The organism is Trichocoleus sp. DQ-A3, assembly GCF_039961975.1.
GTDB lineage: Bacteria > Cyanobacteriota > Cyanobacteriia > Cyanobacteriales > FACHB-T130 > FACHB-T130.
Genome location: NZ_JAMPKC010000005.1, coordinates 14,246 through 32,157, shown reverse-complemented (window position 1 = coordinate 32,157; position 17,912 = coordinate 14,246). Strand labels below are relative to the sequence as shown.

Sequence of the window (17,912 nt, the reverse complement as noted above, 5' to 3'; positions counted from 1 at the left end):
GATTTCAGGAATTGCCAAACCCATTCCTGTATTAGGACTGGTTTGAAAATCACGTAAGGAAAATCCTGATGTATCGAATTAAGCAAGTGCCTTTAGCGATCGCGATCGCCATTGCTAGCCTCGTGGCGCTATTGACCATTAGCGGTTTCCTCGGCACTGCTGCGAACTCTCAGCCACCTCAACCAACTTCGGAAATCACTACAACTCAAGGGATAGACCTAGGGCGTTCTTTCCGAGAACTGGGCATTGAAGGGTCAATTGTGGTTTATGACCAAAATAAAAACCAATTCTACGAACATAACGCGCCTCGAAACTCAACGGCATTCTTCCCCGCTTCAACCTTCAAGATTTTCAACGCGCTTGTGGCATTGGAAACAGGGGTGATTCGAGATGAGGTGACTGTTTTAACCTGGGACGGCATTCAACGGAACATCACAGCTTGGAACCGAGACACCAACTTGCGCCAAGGTTTTAAAGACTCAACGGTTTGGTTCTACCAAGTTTTGGCTCGGAAAATTGGGCACGAACGGATGCAGAAATTTATCAATCAAGTCGGCTATGGAAACCGTCAAATTGGGACATCTGAGCAAATCGATCGATTTTGGTTAAGCGGCCCTTTAAAAATTACGCCCAAACAAGAGATTGAGTTTCTGCAACGTCTCTATCGCAACGACTTACCCTTTTCCCAACGCAGCTTAGATTTGGTCAAAGATATTATGGTACGCGAACAAACTCCAGACTATGTGCTGCGCGGAAAGACTGGCTGGACGGACAGTACGACTCCTGAGAATGGCTGGTTTGTGGGATATCTGGAACAGAACAAAAATGTTTATTTCTTTGCCACAAATATGGATATGCGAAATGATAATGATGGCGTCAATCGCATTGAAATTACCCGGCGCAGTCTTAAAGCCTTAGGACTACTTTAAAACACTAGCAAGTCCTTAAGTTTCTGCTTTCAGATTTTCTTCAAAAATAGTCTCTTAGATGATTTATCGCAATTCTATTTGAGCTGTGAGGCAGCCCTTCAGATCCCGGACTTCTTAAAGAAGTTCGGGATCTCGCCTTCACGAATTATTTAAGACTGCTATATCAGTAGCGTTACTTGCACTCAGCTAACCTTTAGACTCTAAAATAGTCCTCGCTTGATCGAGCCTAGAACCAATCATGACCCTAACCTCCTCAATTAACAACACAACTCGGCTGCAACTCGCCCCTCTAGAAATCCCGACTCGTTTGCTGCTGGGTCCAGGTCCATCCAATGCCCATCCCGCTGTCCTTCAGGCGATGAATACCCCTCCCGTGGGGCACCTCGATCCAGCATTTCTGGCACTGATGGACGAAATCCAGATGTTGCTGCGCTATGTTTGGCAGACAGAAAACCCCCTCACCATTGCAGTCAGCGGGACGGGAACGGCAGCAATGGAAGCAACCATTGCCAACGTTACCGAACCCGGTGATGTGGTTCTAGTGGGCGTTAGCGGGTACTTTGGCAACCGCCTCGTGGATATGGCAGGACGATATGGTGCGGATGTGCGAACGATTACCAAACCTTGGGGGCAAGTGTTCCCTATAGACGAACTCCGAACCGCCTTAGAAACTCATCGCCCTGCGATTCTGGCTTTAGTCCATGCCGAGACCTCCACGGGGGCACGCCAACCGTTAGAAGGAGTCGGTGACCTCTGTCGTGAATTTGATTGTCTGCTATTAGTGGATAGTGTTACCAGTCTGGGGGGCGTGCCCTTGTTTCTGGATGAGTGGAAGGTTGACTTAGCTTATAGTTGTAGCCAGAAAGGGTTAGGTTGTCCTCCCGGTGCTTCGCCGTTTACGATGGGTTCCCGTGCAGTAGAGAAGTTGCAACAACGGGGTACTAAGGTAGCTAACTGGTATTTAGATATGACGTTGTTGAGTAAGTATTGGGGCAAGGAACGCACCTATCACCACACTGCCCCGATTAACTTGTACTATGCTCTGCGGGAAGCGTTGCGTTTGATTGCAGAAGAAGGAATCGAAAATAGCTGGACGCGCCATCAAAAGAACGTCGAGTATCTCTGGGAAGGGTTAGAAAACTTAGGACTCGATCTGCACGTTAAACGAGAGTTTCGCCTGCCAACGCTTACAACTGTTTGTATTCCAGAGGGTGTGGATGGCAAAGCGATCGCGCGTCAGCTGCTCAACGAACACAATATCGAAATTGGGGGCGGACTAGGCGAACTCGCAGGTAAAGTCTGGCGTGTGGGTCTTATGGGATTCAACAGTCGTCCAGAGACTGTGGATCGCCTCCTGGACGCATTGAAACAGGTTTTACCTCATTAGATTGCGAATTTAGGGTGCTAAGAGAAACGCACCCTCCAAAAAGGCGATCGCGCGATCGCCTTTTGTCCCAGTTCTGTCTGTCGTGATTATGCACTTAGAGGATGTTTTAAAAGTCTCCTTGACCGACTTTGACTAGCTCAACTACTGAGGGTTTACTACGGTAGATTGAGCATTTGAGGCTACTTAATCTCCTACTAAGGTAGCTTTCAGAACTTAAGTTGACCCTTTTAAAACATCCTCTTAGGAAGCAATCTTTCAAAATCATCAAATTGACAAGGAAGCTTTGGGAACTCTGGAAGCATTGCAGGCTAGAAAGAAATAGGAGTCACCCAAATGAAAAAAACACGCAAACGTCGTCGAACAAACGCTAGAGTAGCAAGTTTAGCTGGCAGACAGCTTCGCAATCCATTTGAGACGAATAATTTTGTTGGCTCACTAATTGTTAGCAAATAATCAAAAACTGAATGACGACAATTAGCATTTCGTGGCTAGTTGCTACCAATTGACCGTATTCGCATTCGCCTACCGCCCAATTGTCAATCTCTTGAGCCAAACCATCGCGAGAACGGCTCAAGAAAATAGCAGAGTTGGTTTGACCAAATGGCGGGATGTTTCTTCACGGCACTCATGTCGCCAGCGTCATTTTTGATCAGCCGGGTAGTCCAGTCATGGGGATTGCTCCTAAATGCAAAGGGTTAAGTATGCCCATGTTTCACGACGCTCGCCTCAATCTGCCCCAACTCGATTTAGCTTATACGATGGCGCAAGCCGTCAATGCTGTGGCGTACATCATCAATTAATCTTACTTTTGGATGCTGTTGTAACATGCAACTACACTGATATTCAGCTATTACCAATAAGTATTCATTGATACGAAGAAACGTTACAATTTCTTGATTAACCTAAATTTATCTATTTCTATAACTTATGACCAGGCAAAAATCTAGGAAACCGTATTCCCCCAACCGCACTTTCTAGCTGGCTTACTTTTCGGGTTGTAGCGCTTGCAAAATCCTCGATACTTGCGGGCGAAGTCGTCCAAGTTGTTGCCCACGCCTCAATTCACCCAAAGGAACCAAACTATGAAACTCCCCAAACAATCTCCTCCCGTCAAAGGTCCCGATTGAATTCAGACGCACGAAGCCGTTGATGTAGTTCACGGCTTCGTAGAGGAGTTGGTAAACGTGCGGATGAAATTGCAGCATGGCGCAAACTACAACGATCCAGCAGCGTTTGAGTATCGCACCTATAACCAACTTAAAACGTCTGGCTGTGGATGCTTTCACGCCTTTGGCGGGGGTGCATTTGTGTAGTTCAATTGCTTCAGTTTTCGCTTCTATTCACCATAAAAAACTCAATTAAAACGGTTACAGCTATGGCTAAGTCATCCAAACAAAACCAGGAAGCACCCCTTAAGCCTGTTATTGAATATGTACTGACCTTTGATGGTCAAGATGATTGGGTGGAATTGCCTCCAGCAAGTATTCCCTGGGGCAAGGAAATCACTTGTAGTTTTTGGGCTTATGGCGGAGAAGCACTACCGCAAGGGAATTCAGTAATCGAGGTATGGTGTGCGAACAATCAACGAATACTGAATGTCCATTTACCCTGGAGTAACAGTGCGGTTTACTTTGATTGTGGCAATAACGATCCCCATGTTAACAATTTTGATCGGTTGGCGAAGCATATTGACGCGGCTGATTGCAAGGGCAAATGGACACATTGGGCGTTTACCAAAAACGCGACTACCGGGGCGATGAAAATTTATCTCAATGGAAAATTGTGGCATCAGGCAACAAATAGAACGATGCCTATCCCCCCAGCAGCTAAGGCGGGACTGGGTCGCTCCTTGGGTGGTTCGCAATTATTCTATCCAGGTAGACTGGCAGAGGTGCAGTTATGGAGCCGCGAGCGCACCCAGGCAGAGATTCAAGAGAGTATGCCACATCGTCTGAGGGGAGATGAAGCAGGGTTGGTGAGCTATTGGCCGTTGAACGAAGGAGAGGGTGCGATCGCCCATGACAAAACTAGCAATGCTAATCATGGCACCATTCACGGAAATCATATTTGGGGCTCCACTCTGTCGTTGGTTGATGCTACACCCAGCCCATCTGAAGACGAAGAAGCATCCACTTCACCCACCAAAGATCAGAAAATCCTGCTTGAGCCTGTTATTGAATATGTGCTGACCTTTGATGGTCAAGATGATTTCATCACCTGTCCTGAAGGGATTGTCAATAGCTCTTATACCAAGGAAGCCTGGGTGAAGCTCTCTGAACCACTGGCGCAGTACAACAACATCCTTTCTGGGCATGACCATGCCTTATTTATGCCCAATGGCGGATGTCTGGCATCTGGACATAACAAGAAGTGGTGGCTTGTGAAAGATTCTAGCGCCAGCCCAGCTAATACTTGGATTCATGCGGCTGTTACCTATGATAACCAAACACAAATCATGTGTTTGTATCGAGATGGTCATCTCATCAGCCAAGCCAGTAATGTACCACCGTTTACTCCCTCAGACCGCACCCTCACAATTGGGTCTCATTTTTCTGGCTCCTTCTTTAAAGGTCAAATCACGGCAGCCCGTGTTTGGAACAAAGTGCTATCCCAGGCAGAGATTCAAGAGAGTATGCCACGTCGTCTGAGGGGAGATGAAGCAGGGTTGGTGAGCTATTGGCCGTTGAACGAAGGAGAGGGTGCGATCGCCCATGACAAAACTAGCAATGCTAATCATGGCACCATTCACGGAAATCCTATTTGGGACTCCACTCTGTCGCTGGTTGATGCTACACCCAGTCAACCTGAAGAAGCCTCTTCACTTGAAACACCAATCCAAAAAATAGTTAATTCGTTGATTTGGATTGGGATTGTGCTGGGATTGTTTGCACTCTTTTTATCAATATTTTTCCAGAAGGCAGCGCGATGAATTTCAAATTAATAATGCTGTCGGCTTGAGATAGGCTACCGGGCGATTGTTTTCGACCCAAACTCAAACGCAACACAATGGCAGAGAGTAGAACTGCATTGGGGACAAGTTTTCATCTGAAGCGTCAAAGATAAAATTACTCAGTTGATGCCCAAAGAGGTTTTGCTCTCACGCCTATTTGTATAGTTTGTCCACATCGTTAATGTAGTAGTTACTGGTTACTGCCACTGAGAGGATGTTTTAAAAGGGTCAACTTAAGTTCTGAAAGCTACCTTAGTAGGAGATTAAGTAGCCTCAAATGCTCAATCTACCGTAGTAAACCCTCAGTAGTTGAGCTAGTCAAAGTCGGTCAAGGAGACTTTATAAAACATCCTCTAAGGACTTTTTTAGCTCCTTGACGCTCCGGAACACTACCAGATGTGACTAAGACGCGCAAAACCAACCCTAACAAATCTACCGTCAGATGTCGTTTACGCCCGTGTATCTGTTTAAGAGCGTCATAACCCACATCTATTGAAATCATTGTTGCTGTTTCTACTGATTGGCACACGAGCAGCAACTTCTGATGGACTAGGTTCCCTTCCGGCGGCGGCCCGAACCCACTGATAAAGTTGATCGTGAATCTTCAACCAAGTACCATCTTGGCTCCATCTCCAGAAATAACCATAGACGGTTGACCAAGCTGGAAAATCACCTGGTAAAGCTCGCCAGGTACAACCCTGACACAGTACATAGAGAATTGCATTGACCACCGCCAACAAAGCTACACTGCGCTTCCATCCACCTGGTTTTACTGACGGAAATAGGTCTGCAATTAATTCCCACTGAACACACGTCAGATTACTAGGATATGCTTTAGTCATTTGCTCACAAGGTGCAGGTATCTACAATATTTCAGCTTAAGCCTTGTGAGCTTTCTTACCGCAGCCTCCCCTTTTAAAACATCCTTTTAGTACCCAGCGTCTAATCAGGCTGTGGCGGCATTTTTATCCCATTTCACTTTATATCTACAACAGCTCCGTCTATTGCCTCCAATTTATCGGGGGATGCAAGGGGGATCTCTGCGTAACTCCTATTATTATTAGAAAGTAGAAAGTGTTGTAGTTGTATGAATTTTCAGCTAAATGCTGATGCCAGATTCATATCCCTTTATCAACACATCTGTAATCCTATTTTGTTTTTTGTTTGCAACATATAGCACGCCGATCTCTTCGCTAGCCTCTGGGCAATTATTGTGAGATAGGATGCCAGAAAGAAGGATAAAAGAGAAAAATGTCACAGCAGCAACTTCAATGGCAAATCCAGTCAACTGTTCAACCACCGGCGGCATTTATTGACGAAGTCAGACGCCACGCCCCAGGATTACCCGGACATTATGCCGCACAGCTGTTGTGGCAACGGGGGATTCGCGATATTCAGCAATTGTCGGGGTTTTTAAATTCTCAGTTGTATCACCCGGCAAGTCCCTTTGAATTTGGGCAGGAAATGCAATGGGCTGTAGAACGATTAATAAAATCCCGTAACGCGGGGGAAAAAGTTTCCATTTGGGGAGATTTTGATGCTGATGGGATTACCGCAACATCGGTTCTCTGGGATGGACTGGGACAGTTTTTTACCCAGCAGCAGCAGCTAGTTTATTACATTCCCAATCGTTTAACCGAGTCTCATGGACTCAATGAACGGGGAATTGACGCCCTTGTCCAAGATGGAACAAAGCTAATTGTAACTTGCGATACTGGCAGCACAAATCTGAAGGAAATTGAATATGCCCATCAGCTAGGGATTGATGTAATTGTCACGGATCACCACACCCTGCCAGAGGAACGTCCAGCGTTGACAGCTATCATCAACCCTCGCTACTTATCCAATGACCATCCGATGTTTCACCTTTCAGGTGTGGCTGTTGCCTATAAGTTAGTGGAAGCACTTTATGAAACTTTGCCGGATGTTCCCCAACAGCCGTTAGAAGATTTATTGGATTTAGTGGCAATTGGTTTAATTGCCGATTTGGTGCAGTTAAGCGGTGATTGTCGCTACTTGGCACAGCGAGGAATTTCAGTGCTACAACAGCAAACCAAAAAACGCAATCGTCCTGGGGTGGCTCGTCTATTGGAATTGTGCCAGAAAAGTGGCGATCGCCCAACGGACATTTCTTTCGGTCTTGGCCCTAGAATTAACGCAGTTAGCCGCATTCAAGGGGATGCTTCCTTCTGTGTGGAGTTACTTACCAGCCGCGATGAGAAGCGCTGTCAGCAGTTGGCATTAGAAACAGAATTAGCCAATGCCCGTCGTAAATCGTTGCAAAAAGATGTCGCCACTGAAGTTAATAAAAAATTAAGCCAGCTGGACTTATCAACGACTAGCGTGATTGTTCTTTGCGATACGCAATGGCCTGTCGGTGTGTTGGGTTTAGTGGCGGGGCAAGTAGCGCAAGAAACAGGGCGTCCTACGATTTTGTTGAGTACAGAAGGCGACTTGAGTGAAAACGCTTTAGCACGCGGTTCCGCCCGTTCTGTGAATCAAGTCGATCTTTACCAGTTGGTGAAAGCGCAAGAACACCTCTTACATCGATTTGGCGGTCATCCCTTTGCTGCTGGGTTGAGTCTCCCAGTTGATAAGATTCCCCTGTTTACAGAAGCGGTTAACCAGCAATTGCGAGCTTCGGTGGGCACCCCAGATGGGACACCTTTAGCGCCGATTGTGCAGGCAGATTTGGTGTGTACGGTCAGTGAATTAGGAAGAGATTTATTTTGGGAACTGAAACTATTAGAACCCTGCGGAATGGGCAATCCAGCACCAAAATTGCTCATTCAAAATTGCTGGTTTGAGAATACTTGGAATAGTAATACTCAGGACTTAAAAGGCACAAAAGTTCAATATATCAAAACTACTTTTAAAATTCGAGATGACTCTTGCGAAACTGGGTTTTCCGGAATCTGGTGGGGACATTATAAGGAAGAGCTACCCCAAGGTAGATGCGATGCAATTGTCGAGCTTGATTTTAATAGCTACGAAAATCCTAATAAAGGGATTAGACCTCACTATGAAGTGCGGATAATTGCCGTGCGTTCTTTAGAACAGCCGCAGCAGTTAGGCACTCCGAACCAGATAGACTGGATTTTAGACTGTCGTGAGGAGTCCCCACTTGCTACTGCTGCGCGATCAGTTCTGCCAGTTCGAGAGTGCCCCAGTAGCTGGGATGAGCTGCAAGTGTGGTTCAGGCGGGCAATTCAGGCAAATCAAACCCTCGCGATCGCGTATCCTCCCCCAGAACCCGTTCCCCCCAGCCAAATCTGGCTGCAACTGTTAGGAATTGCCAAATACCTCAGTCGAACGGGTCAAGAGGCGACGTATACTCAACTGCACCAAAAGCTGGGAATTAGCGATCGCACTCTCCAACTCGGATTAGAAGCCATCTCTCATCTTGGCTTCCATGTTAAACAACTCGACTGGATGGTTCAAATTACTTGGCATTCCCAGGAAGATAACGCCCATTCTGATTTAGGGAACGGACAATTACCGAAAGCAGAGACAGCCATCGAACAATTTATCGCAGCCGTTCAAGAAGAAAAATTTCGCCAAAGGTACTTCTATGAAATTCCCTTGTCTACCATTCGAGCAATGGCTGCTCAAACTGCGGTTTATTAAAAAATGAGTCGGCGACCGCATCTGTTATGGCTGGGTAAGAGAATGCGATCGCGACTCGCTACTGAATATTCCCCTGGTGTTCGCACTTAAAACCCCGCTGACGCCAATCTTTTATATCTACATCCTTCAGGGGAATTAATTTTGAACATTTAGGCTGATAAACCTGACTCACCATTGCCCACAACAAACTACGAGATAAGTCCAATCCTGTCTTGAAAGAGGATTCTCGATTGCCAGGAATGCCTTGTTCGGGAACAATCTCTGGCTCTACCCAAATGCCTTGAGCGCCCATGAGAATCTGTGCTAGCCACTTAGCTCGTGGTAGATGGGTACCGGAAGTAATTAGTTTGACTTTTTTTACTCCCCATTCGCGTAGAATCGGCACACTATAGTAGAAGTTACCAAAGGTGGAGTCTGCACACTTTTCTAACCAAACTCGCTCTATGGGAGCATTTTCCCGTTGAAAAATTAGCAAAATGCACGGTTCGGGAGAACCTTGAGAAATTAATATGCGGCTTTGCGGGTATTCTTTTGCAAGCTGAGCTACGTATATTTCTCTACGAATACTACCTCCTAAAACCAAATAGGCATCTACCGGACCGGACGCCGCAGAGCGCAAAGTTAGCATAATGGTTAATAACCATGTCCCCAAGATGACGCTAAAGATAGCGATCCCTGGTGTTAGAAGTTGTCGCCATCTTCTGAAACCAGCCCGCCTAGATAAGTTGATGCGATCGCGCACAGTTGAACTACCTCTGCGTTTTCCGGGCATTTTGAGAATTTGAAGGGTATTTAGCCGATGCTTAACACTACTTTAGCTAGCCAAGCGATTTTGTTGTTCTTTTACTCTGGCGGCGATTACACTTAGGTAGACAAAAATTTGCAGGGGAGTCTAGCTAAATTAGACTGTTATCCTTGTTACAGAGACGAATAAGGAGGACACTGGGCGAACTGGCACAAAATTGATGCAGCCTGGTTAATTAACCTGAGTATCTTAGAAATAGTTCGTTTCAGGCGTCACGCGGTATCTACACATTAAACCCCACCCGTTCGAGCCACCGTTCATGAATCCATCCCCAAAAAACTTTTCCTTGCTCCATGTTGCTCTCTTTGGTGGAGCGATCGCTACGACAGCAGCTTTGTCTTTCTTTGGCTCCTCCGTTCGCGCTGCTCTACAGGAAAGTCCAAAATCAGTTGTCGATGAGGCATGGCAAATTGTCAACCGCGAGTATGTTGATGGCACCTTTAATCAGGTGGATTGGCAAGCAAAGCGGCAACAACTGTTGAACAAAAACTATAATTCCCGTGAAGATGCCTACAAGGCGATTCGGGAAGCATTGGAAACCTTAGGCGATCCCTACACCCGCTTTTTAGATCCTAAACAGTACCAAGCCCTCACCAGTCAAACTTCCGGCGAACTCTCTGGCGTCGGTTTGCGCTTGGAACTGAACGAAAAGACTCAGGTTCTTACCGTCGTAGAACCTATTGAGAATTCCCCAGCAGTGAGAGCGGGACTTCAGACTGGGGACAAGATTTTGACAATTGATGGCAAAGCCACAAAAGGGATGAGTGTGGAAGCCGCCGCTAACCTGATTCGGGGTGAGGTGGGGACGAAAGTAAAGCTTAAGCTGTCACGAGACGGAAAAGGCGACTTTGATGTGACATTGACCAGAGCGCAGATTGAAATAGCAGCCGTCCGTCAGTCGGTCAAGCAGGAAGGCAAGTTGCGCGTTGGCTATATCCGTCTGAATGAATTTAGCGCTCACTCAGCAGAGCAGATGCGCCGCGCTATCCAATCCCTGAATAACGACAAAGTAGATGCTTTTGTATTGGATTTGCGGGGAAATCCGGGTGGATTATTGCACGCGAGTGTGGAAATTGCCCGGATGTGGATGGACAAAGGTGCTATCGTCCGTACCGTAGACCGCAAGGGAGACAACGAAGAATTTGCGACAAATCGCACGGCGCTGACACAGTTGCCTTTGGCTGTACTGGTAGATGGCAACTCGGCAAGCGCCAGCGAGATTCTCTCAGGTGCGTTGAAGGATAATGGTCGAGCCACAATTATTGGCTCTCAAACCTTTGGCAAAGCGTTAGTGCAGTCGGTACATTCTCTCTCCGATGGTTCGGGTTTAGCGGTCACGATTGCCCACTACTACACGCCACTAGGAACGGATATCAGCCACAAGGGGGTGACTCCGGATATCAAGATTGACCTGAACGACGATCAGCGAAAGCGTCTGGGGACGAATCCATCGCTGGTGGGAACTCAGCAAGATCCCCAATATGCTCGCGCGATCGCAGCTTTGGAAAACACCCGCCTTGCCCAACCCAATAAACCTCAACGGACCCGACCGATTAGCGTCCGGTAAGTAGTAAAGGAAGTGAGGGCTGAAGAGTGAGGACTGAGGGTTGAGGACTGAGGACTGAGGACTGAGGAAAAGAGGAAGAAGTAAGAAGAAACTGGAGAAAAATTGACTACTTTTAAATATTTCTTTTCTTCTAGCCCAGTCCTCAATCCTCAGTCCTCAGTCCTTTTTTGTTGGTATTTTTGTTTCTCAACGGCAGCGCGAAGACCGCCTGTAATTCGAGCAACTTCTTGTGCCTGTGTTAAAAGCTGGTTGAATTCAGTCTGCTTGAGATAACCAATATCAAAGGCGACATAGAGTTGAGAACGAAGTTCGGCACAAGAAGATTTGGCGATAGAAAGAAACTGATGAAACTCTGCCCGACCACCTCGCTCGAAGCCTTCTGCAATATTAGACATTATGGAGACTGCTGCTCGTTGAATTTGCCTAGAAAGCCCAAAGTCTTTTGCAAAATCACCCTGTTGAGTGACTTGATAAATTGATTTTGTAAGGATTCTAGCTTTTTGCCAAGCAATCAAATCTTCAAATCGCTCTACTCTATCTTTCACTCGCCTATCCCCCTCCATTTCTCACTGACTCGCCTGTAAGACGCCTTCACTCCTGACTCTTGACTCGTGATTCCTGACTCTTCACTTCTCAGTCCTCAGCCCTCAGTCCTCAGTCCTAACTCTTCACTCCTCACTTTTCTGTAGCTGGCTAACTAAGTGAACGAGTTCTGGCAAAATTAGCTGTTGGATGGCAAGTTTAACGGCATTGGTAGAACCGGGGATGGAAAATACCAGTTTGGTTTGATAGACACCGGCAACGGCGCGAGATGCGATCGCCCGCGAGCCAATTTCTTGATAACTGAGAAACCGGAACAATTCGCCAAATCCAGGCAAGATTTTTGAGAGCAAGCTTTCTAGAGCGTCGTAGGTGGTATCTCTCGGCGCGATGCCAGTGCCTCCATTGAAGATCAAAGCATCCAGATCCGGGCGTTGGGCGAGTGCTTGCAGCTGCGCCCGAATCTCCTCCGGTTCATCTTTGAGAATGGCGTACTCTGAGACCGCATGACCGGCATCTCGGAGTAACTGTTTAATCAATTGACCGCTTTTGTCGGTTTCGGGCGATCGCGTATCGCTAACAGTGATAACAGCGCAAGTCACTGTCATCCTCTCCGGGTCTGGGTGAGGTAGATTGGTCATGGGTAAGCTATTCCCTCAAGAGTTTTGAGTTTTTAAAAACGGGCTTTTCTGGGATATCTTACTGCCACACGGCTGTCCGATTAACCGTTCCTACGAATCTTGACTCCTGATTTCGCTAGCTCTCGGTAAGGGCACGCGCATTCAAATACTGTTCGGTTAACTCAAATTTTGCACCAAGCCCTCAGAATGGAATTTTGCGGCGATTGCATTCCAAGTCCTAAAAGCGCGAACCAACCGAAAATCAAGGGTTCTGTAACCTGCTCCCGGCAGGTTTTCATGTGTGCTTGCTGTCGGTGTGCAGTTTCAACCGCTCAGTGGAGGGGTGTAGAGACGCATTAGCGAAATGGTGCATTCGTGCTGCGACACGTTAACGCAGTGCAGTGCCGCACCATTTCGCGTCTCTACCGGAGGTTACTGGTAGGCAAATGAGCTTATCCGAACCGGATTGCATGGGTATTGCCTGTGCCCCAAGCACTTAGCTCTTTATTTAGGACTGGCTAAGTTCCAAACCATGATCTTTTGCATACCGTTGCATGAAGCGCATGAAGCGATCCCATTCTTCAGGAGACTTCATCAGGTAAGTTGCTTGGAGGTCTTTTGCTTGACCGTTGACGAATACGCCCTTGACTTCTCTCGTCAACAGTTCTCCTTCCTCGTCAACCATGTACATCCCAGTGATTTCCCCTGAGGTTTCGGTGTTAAAGGCGTTGGGACTTTCAAAATAAAACGTAGCGGTGCCATGAGCGCCACTCTTAGAGCGGGTTAGCTTTACATCCGGTATGACTTCTTCGTTGATCCCTCTGGAAAATTGAATTTGAGCCATAATTCTGCCACCAAGTTTTTATGATAGATAACTTAACATTTTCTCATTATTTAGAGCGGACTGGTTCAGCTTTCACGGGTGCTTTTGGGCACTTTAGTACCTCGGATGCCACCAAGAGGCCTGAGTTAGACGAGCGATCAAGTTAGAATTAAACATATTTTCCTGAAAATTGGCAGAAATAAGCTTTTCTAGGGCGATTAGTATGTCTTAGTTTCTTAAGCTCAAAAATGCTACTTTAAGCGCTTCTAAAAGGGAAAATTAGCTTAAAATCACGGATGCGATCGCTTTTTTGGTGTGAGATGAATCTTGAATCTTTACTCCGACTCAATCGCCTAATTCGCGTCATCGGCTTCGATGATGCGCCGTTCGCACGCCGTAGGGGTGGTAGTGCCTCCATCGCTGGGATCGTTTGTGCAGGCACCCGCTTTGAGGGCATGGTGTGGGGAAAGGTGCGGCAAGATGGCTGGAATGCAACTGATACCGTTTGTAACCTACTGCTCGGTAAAAAGTTCTTGCCGCAATTACACTTGGTGCTGCTCGACGGCATCGCTTTTGGCGGTTTTAATGTGATTGACCTTCCTAAGCTTGCCGAGCGATTGGAACTCCCCTGCGTTGCCGTGATGCGGCGTCAGCCTGATTTAGCCGCCGTCAAACAAGCCATTCACCACTTGCCACAGCCAGAGCGACGGCTCAAGCTTTTGCAGCGTGCTGGTGGAATTTATACCTTCCCGCCATTCTTTTTCCAAGTGTGCGGTGCTGAGCCAGACGTAACCGCTGCGGTGCTGCAACGTCTGACTGACTGCGGCAACGTTCCAGAGGCATTACGTCTGGCGCATTTAATTGGAGCAGCGGTGGTGAAGGGAGAAAGCGGACGTTCGGCGTAAGGATTTGGTAATGAGAGTTTTGAATTTTGAGTTTTGAGGCGAGCGAAAGTCCTTTAACTCAAAACTTTTTCCCAATTATCAAAAAACAACCATTAGGCGGGATGAAAGTAAAAAGCTGCTCCCAAAACGATGTAGGTTGCTAAGAGCAGTACGCCTTCTAACCAGTTAGAGCGTCCGTCTAGACTGATAAGATTGGCAACAGTGACAGCGATCGCTACCGCAATCACTTCAAAAGGATTGAAGTTGAGATCCATTGGTTGACCAATGACAACTCCTACCAAAACTAAAATTGGAGCCACGAGCAGGGCAACTAATAAACTAGATCCCATCGCCACAGAGACGGATAAATCCATATTGTTTTTGAGAGCGACGTTGACCGCAGTTACATATTCGGCTGCACCGCCAACGAGAGGTAACAGAACAACACCTGTAAATAAGGGAGTCAAACCCAGACCCTTTGTTGCTTCCTCCACAACTCCCACAAAAATCTCTGACTCAAAGGCAACTGCAACCGTAGAGGCTACTAACACACCAATCCAGAGCCAAAGATTCGGTTTGTGGGCAGTTGATTCAGCTTCAGAACCGATTGAATTTGGTGAGTCTAAATCGACTAATCCCACCTCGTAAAGATAGCTATGAGTTTTTAAAGAAAACAGTAACGTCAGAGCATAAACTACGATTAACACAGTGGCAACTGTGAGGGAGAGATTGCGAATTGCATCGAGTGGAACACCATTTGAGGTATTGATGACCGTCGTAGGCAAAATAAGGGCGATCGCTGCCAGCGTCATCGAGGAACCATTCACTCGCGCCACAATCGGCTTGAATTCCTGTTCTTTATAGCGCAGTCCTCCTAACAGCATGGAAAGGCCCATGACTAGGAGTAAATTACTGATAATTGTTCCAGTAATACTTGCTTTAACAATGTCAACTAAACCAGCATTTAGAGCTGCTAAAGCAATAATTAGCTCGGTCGCATTTCCAAAGACTGCATTTAACAATGCACCAATCGAAGGCCCCGTAACGACGGCAACTTCTTCAGTCGCAGTGCTTAACCAAATTGCTAGGGGGACGATCGCGATCCCTGATGTAATAAAAATGGCAAGCGAACCCCACCCTAAATATTCAGCAGCAATTGAAATGGGTACAAAAATTAGCAGGACGTAAGAAATAATTTTCTTGATTGACATAGCGAATTGTGGCTGAAATTGCAGAGCATGATGAATTTTCCCACCCGATGAGACGTAGGAAAGTAGCAACGAGTTCTCCCCTGGATGGTTGAGACGAGTCATACTTTCACTGCTTGATGTCATCGAAAATTGGGCATCTCTCACCTCTGTAAGAATATCTGGAAACTTGTCAATTGCACCCTGTCGTTTCTCGTATGCTGATGTAGAAGCAGGAGGACTCGATGCCAAACGACAAACGAGAGGAAGGAAGAACCGCGCCTCGCCCCAATCGAGTGGGAGTTGCTCTGATAGCCGTTTCCGCAACGGGTTTTGCGACGCTGGCGATCTTCGCCAAGCTTGCCTATGCGGAAGGGTTAGATTTGTCCAGCACCCTGGCTTGGCGATTTACAGGCGCGGCAGTGGTACTCTGGGCGTGGCTGGTGTGGCGAGACGAGTGGCGCTTAAAACCGCAAGACGCGATCGCGTCTACCCTTTTAGGAGGCGTGGGGTATGCGATTCAAGCAACTCTGTTCTTTGGCGCTCTTGCTTATACCAGCGCTGGCGTTGCGGCTTTGTTACTTTACACCTATCCCGCCTTTGTCACTGTCTTGGCGTGGGTAATCGAAGGCGATCGCCCTGGATTCTACCGGAAGATTGCCCTCGGTTTAGCCCTCACCGGCTGTTTGCTGACTGCCGATTTGGGTGGAACGACCGTGCAGCCTTTAGGGTTAGGCTTGGGGATCGCATCGGGAGCCTGGTACGCACTTTATCTAACCTTTGGGGCGAGATTAGTGCGATCGCTCTCTCCGGTGACAACCAGCGCCTATCTGTCTCTGGGAGCCGCCCTCTCTTTTATGGGAGCCGCTTGCTTGGGGCGGGGGCTGATTGTTCCCCAAACGAGCATCGCCCTAGGGACAATCGCCGGGTTGGCAGCGATCGCCACGGTGCTGCCCATCATTACCCTGTTCGCGGGTATCCAGCGGCTGGGAACCTCCAGAGCTGCCATTCTCTCCACCATCGAACCCGTGGTGACGGTGCTGCTGGGAATCATTTTCCTAGGAGAGCAACTCGTAGGCAGACAAATATTGGGAGGGTTACTGGTAGTCAGTTCGGTGGTGTTAATTCAGGCGTTTCCTCAAGATTAGTCGCTTGATTTACCCTCGCAGGGGTCTTGACGCAATTTGATCCCTTTGCTAAGTTCATGGATGAATGGACTTATTGCATAAAACTTAAATAAAAGAGTGATAAGTTCCATAGCGACCTAGAAAAAACTGGCTTTTGCCAAAATTTTCAGGTACGCAGTAAATTCTCAAAATTAAACCAAATTAGACGCTTCCCCCTATGTTCAGCAGCAGTTTTTACTTTTATTGGTTTAGGACGGTTCACCGGCAGTGAATCCAGTGCCCGCATTGGAACCGCCCGGTGAACCGCAGAGTAAAATCTGCGGTTTTTTTGTTTTAAGGAGCAACTTTTCATGGTGATGACCTATTTCAGTAGCTGGTTTTATGGCTTTTATTTTTGGCCCACAAGTTCCGGGTAAATAGCGTCATGCCAATGAATCGTCTATAGCCCGGAACTAGAAAAGGTTCCGGGCTTTTTTGTCAACTCCCTCGCCCTACTCCCTCCTGCAAGGAAGGGTCAGAAAAATCTTTTAGCTTCAAGGAGACTCAAACCATGATTAACGCCAAACTCGCCTCGCAATCCCACGCCAATCACCAAACCACTGTCAAACTTTCCGAACAAGTTTCCATCGGTGGGACGGAACTTGCGATCATCGGGGGGCCTTGTACAGTGGAAAGCTTAGAACAGATGGAAACTGTCGCTAGCCAACTCGCCGCTGCACCCGTTCAGGCGCTGCGTGGCGGTGTCTACAAACCCCGTACCTCTCCTTATGCGTTCCAGGGAATGGGAGTGGAAGGACTCCAGATTTTGGCAGATGTGCGATCGCGTTATGGCATACCCGTCGTCACAGAAGTGATGTCAATTGGGCAAATAGAAGCTGTTGCGACTCACGCGGATATGCTGCAAATTGGGAGCCGTAATATGCAAAACTTCGATTTGCTGAAAGCTTTGGGTCAAGCTGGCAAGCCAATATTGCTCAAACGCGGTCTAGCTTCTACGATTGAAGAATTTGTCATGGCGGCGGAATATATTTTAAGCCACGGCAATCCCGATGTGGTGCTGTGCGAACGGGGTATTCGCAGCTTCGATAACTATACGCGCAATGTGCTGGATTTAGGCGCGGTAGCGGCTTTGAAGCAGATAACCCACTTGCCAGTCATTGTCGATCCGTCTCATGCCGTCGGTAAGCGGGAATTGGTAGCACCTTTGGCAAAGGCAGCGATCGCCTGTGGTGCAGATGGCTTAATTATTGAGTGTCATCCAGAACCCGAAAAATCTGTTTCCGATGCTCGTCAGGCGCTTTCCTTAGAAGATATGGTGGATCTCGTTCATAGCTTAAGACCTGTAGCAGCAGCTGTTGGGCGAAATATATCGGAAGTAGGGGTGGGTTTCAATTTAAAACCTGCCCCTATTCATTTCTCTGCCAAAAAACCATGTGGACTTACGGCTTAATCCCATTGATTAATTC

16 protein-coding genes and 1 pseudogene are annotated in these 17,912 nt (G+C 47.3%); 10 read left to right on the top strand and 7 right to left on the bottom strand.

Translation table 11 applies throughout. The features are described from left to right. Positions 1 to 68 precede the first annotated feature (68 nt). On the top strand, positions 69 to 929 hold the full coding sequence (gene blaOXA, locus NDI44_RS11070; RefSeq protein WP_190414845.1) for a class D beta-lactamase: 861 nt from the start codon (positions 69 to 71) through the stop codon (positions 927 to 929). 238 nt (positions 930 to 1,167) lie between these two features. Further along, positions 1,168 to 2,316 carry an alanine--glyoxylate aminotransferase family protein gene (locus NDI44_RS11065; protein WP_190414844.1) on the top strand — a complete coding sequence of 383 codons (1,149 nt, stop codon included), beginning with the start codon at positions 1,168 to 1,170 and terminating at the stop codon, positions 2,314 to 2,316. Positions 2,317 to 2,758: 442 nt separating this feature from the next. Here NDI44_RS11065 and NDI44_RS11060 read toward each other — a convergent pair whose 3' ends face one another. Next, positions 2,759 to 2,890: a hypothetical protein gene (locus tag NDI44_RS11060; RefSeq protein WP_277877651.1), complete on the bottom strand. Its 132-nt coding sequence runs from the start codon at positions 2,888 to 2,890 to the stop codon at positions 2,759 to 2,761. Between the two features lie 34 nt (positions 2,891 to 2,924). On the opposite strand from NDI44_RS11060, the gene NDI44_RS11055 reads away from it, so the two are divergent. From NDI44_RS11055 to NDI44_RS11045, 3 genes are all read left to right on the top strand, one after another. Continuing rightward, a complete protein-coding gene (locus NDI44_RS11055) occupies positions 2,925 to 3,116 on the top strand; it encodes a hypothetical protein (RefSeq protein ID WP_190414843.1) in 192 nt (63 codons plus the stop codon). Positions 3,117 to 3,443: 327 nt separating this feature from the next. Next, positions 3,444 to 3,629 (top strand): cyanobactin biosynthesis system PatB/AcyB/McaB family protein, encoded by a 186-nt coding sequence (locus tag NDI44_RS11050; protein WP_339380792.1) that lies wholly within the window; start codon positions 3,444 to 3,446, stop codon positions 3,627 to 3,629. Between the two features lie 62 nt (positions 3,630 to 3,691). Further along, on the top strand, positions 3,692 to 5,245 hold the full coding sequence (locus tag NDI44_RS11045; RefSeq protein ID WP_190414842.1) for a LamG domain-containing protein: 1,554 nt from the start codon (positions 3,692 to 3,694) through the stop codon (positions 5,243 to 5,245). A 376-nt stretch (positions 5,246 to 5,621) separates the two neighbouring features. On the opposite strand, the pseudogene NDI44_RS11040 reads toward NDI44_RS11045, so the two are convergent. Continuing rightward, positions 5,622 to 6,108, bottom strand: a pseudogene (locus NDI44_RS11040) (IS5 family transposase); the annotation flags it as partial. A 409-nt stretch (positions 6,109 to 6,517) separates the two neighbouring features. Here NDI44_RS11040 and recJ point away from each other — a divergent pair. Beyond that, complete coding sequence (recJ, locus tag NDI44_RS11035) at positions 6,518 to 8,893, top strand: single-stranded-DNA-specific exonuclease RecJ (RefSeq protein WP_190414841.1); 2,376 nt, start codon at positions 6,518 to 6,520, stop codon at positions 8,891 to 8,893. A gap of 58 nt (positions 8,894 to 8,951) precedes the next feature. Here the strand turns inward: recJ and NDI44_RS11030 are convergent, their stop codons facing one another. Continuing rightward, positions 8,952 to 9,665, bottom strand: coding sequence for a YdcF family protein (locus NDI44_RS11030; RefSeq protein WP_190414840.1), 714 nt, complete (start codon positions 9,663 to 9,665; stop codon positions 8,952 to 8,954). Between the two features lie 292 nt (positions 9,666 to 9,957). On the opposite strand from NDI44_RS11030, the gene ctpB reads away from it, so the two are divergent. Further along, positions 9,958 to 11,265, top strand: a complete 1,308-nt coding sequence (ctpB, locus tag NDI44_RS11025) for a carboxyl-terminal processing protease CtpB (protein WP_190414839.1) — start codon at positions 9,958 to 9,960, stop codon at positions 11,263 to 11,265. Between the two features lie 149 nt (positions 11,266 to 11,414). Here the strand turns inward: ctpB and NDI44_RS11020 are convergent, their stop codons facing one another. The 3 genes from NDI44_RS11020 to psb28 form a co-directional block, all read right to left on the bottom strand. Further along, on the bottom strand, positions 11,415 to 11,810 hold the full coding sequence (locus NDI44_RS11020) for a four helix bundle protein (protein ID WP_190536747.1): 396 nt from the start codon (positions 11,808 to 11,810) through the stop codon (positions 11,415 to 11,417). A gap of 123 nt (positions 11,811 to 11,933) precedes the next feature. Further along, the gene (locus NDI44_RS11015) at positions 11,934 to 12,446 is read right to left on the bottom strand and encodes a MogA/MoaB family molybdenum cofactor biosynthesis protein (protein ID WP_190414837.1); all 513 of its coding nucleotides are present in this window, start codon (positions 12,444 to 12,446) and stop codon (positions 11,934 to 11,936) included. 487 nt (positions 12,447 to 12,933) lie between these two features. Next, the gene (psb28, locus tag NDI44_RS11010) at positions 12,934 to 13,269 is read right to left on the bottom strand and encodes a photosystem II reaction center protein Psb28 (protein WP_190414836.1); all 336 of its coding nucleotides are present in this window, start codon (positions 13,267 to 13,269) and stop codon (positions 12,934 to 12,936) included. A 299-nt stretch (positions 13,270 to 13,568) separates the two neighbouring features. Here psb28 and NDI44_RS11005 point away from each other — a divergent pair, with 299 nt between their 5' ends. Next, on the top strand, positions 13,569 to 14,153 hold the full coding sequence (locus NDI44_RS11005; protein ID WP_190414835.1) for a DUF99 family protein: 585 nt from the start codon (positions 13,569 to 13,571) through the stop codon (positions 14,151 to 14,153). Positions 14,154 to 14,245: 92 nt separating this feature from the next. On the opposite strand, the gene cax is transcribed toward NDI44_RS11005, so the two are convergent. Next, complete coding sequence (gene cax, locus NDI44_RS11000; RefSeq protein ID WP_190415026.1) at positions 14,246 to 15,343, bottom strand: calcium/proton exchanger; 1,098 nt, start codon at positions 15,341 to 15,343, stop codon at positions 14,246 to 14,248. A gap of 221 nt (positions 15,344 to 15,564) precedes the next feature. On the opposite strand from cax, the gene NDI44_RS10995 reads away from it, so the two are divergent. Next, positions 15,565 to 16,467, top strand: a complete 903-nt coding sequence (locus NDI44_RS10995) for an EamA family transporter (protein ID WP_190414834.1) — start codon at positions 15,565 to 15,567, stop codon at positions 16,465 to 16,467. Between the two features lie 529 nt (positions 16,468 to 16,996). After that, a complete protein-coding gene (gene aroF, locus NDI44_RS10990; RefSeq protein WP_190414833.1) occupies positions 16,997 to 17,896 on the top strand; it encodes a 3-deoxy-7-phosphoheptulonate synthase in 900 nt (299 codons plus the stop codon). The last annotated feature ends 16 nt before the right edge of the window (positions 17,897 to 17,912 follow it).

Excerpts from the sequence above, each read along its gene's own strand:
- NDI44_RS11065 (WP_190414844.1), top strand. The coding sequence starts at position 1,168 with ATGACCCTAACCTCCTCAATTAACAACACAACTCGGCTGCAACTCGCC.
- NDI44_RS10995 (WP_190414834.1), top strand. The coding sequence starts at position 15,565 with ATGCCAAACGACAAACGAGAGGAAGGAAGAACCGCGCCTCGCCCCAAT.
- recJ (WP_190414841.1), top strand. The coding sequence starts at position 6,518 with ATGTCACAGCAGCAACTTCAATGGCAAATCCAGTCAACTGTTCAACCA.
- aroF (WP_190414833.1), top strand. The coding sequence starts at position 16,997 with ATGATTAACGCCAAACTCGCCTCGCAATCCCACGCCAATCACCAAACC.
- NDI44_RS11030 (WP_190414840.1), bottom strand. The coding sequence starts at position 9,665 with ATGCCCGGAAAACGCAGAGGTAGTTCAACTGTGCGCGATCGCATCAAC.
- ctpB (WP_190414839.1), top strand. The coding sequence starts at position 9,958 with ATGAATCCATCCCCAAAAAACTTTTCCTTGCTCCATGTTGCTCTCTTT.
- blaOXA (WP_190414845.1), top strand. The coding sequence starts at position 69 with ATGTATCGAATTAAGCAAGTGCCTTTAGCGATCGCGATCGCCATTGCT.
- psb28 (WP_190414836.1), bottom strand. The coding sequence starts at position 13,269 with ATGGCTCAAATTCAATTTTCCAGAGGGATCAACGAAGAAGTCATACCG.
- NDI44_RS11005 (WP_190414835.1), top strand. The coding sequence starts at position 13,569 with ATGAATCTTGAATCTTTACTCCGACTCAATCGCCTAATTCGCGTCATC.
- cax (WP_190415026.1), bottom strand. The coding sequence starts at position 15,343 with ATGTCAATCAAGAAAATTATTTCTTACGTCCTGCTAATTTTTGTACCC.
- NDI44_RS11015 (WP_190414837.1), bottom strand. The coding sequence starts at position 12,446 with ATGACCAATCTACCTCACCCAGACCCGGAGAGGATGACAGTGACTTGC.
- NDI44_RS11055 (WP_190414843.1), top strand. The coding sequence starts at position 2,925 with ATGTTTCTTCACGGCACTCATGTCGCCAGCGTCATTTTTGATCAGCCG.
- NDI44_RS11045 (WP_190414842.1), top strand. The coding sequence starts at position 3,692 with ATGGCTAAGTCATCCAAACAAAACCAGGAAGCACCCCTTAAGCCTGTT.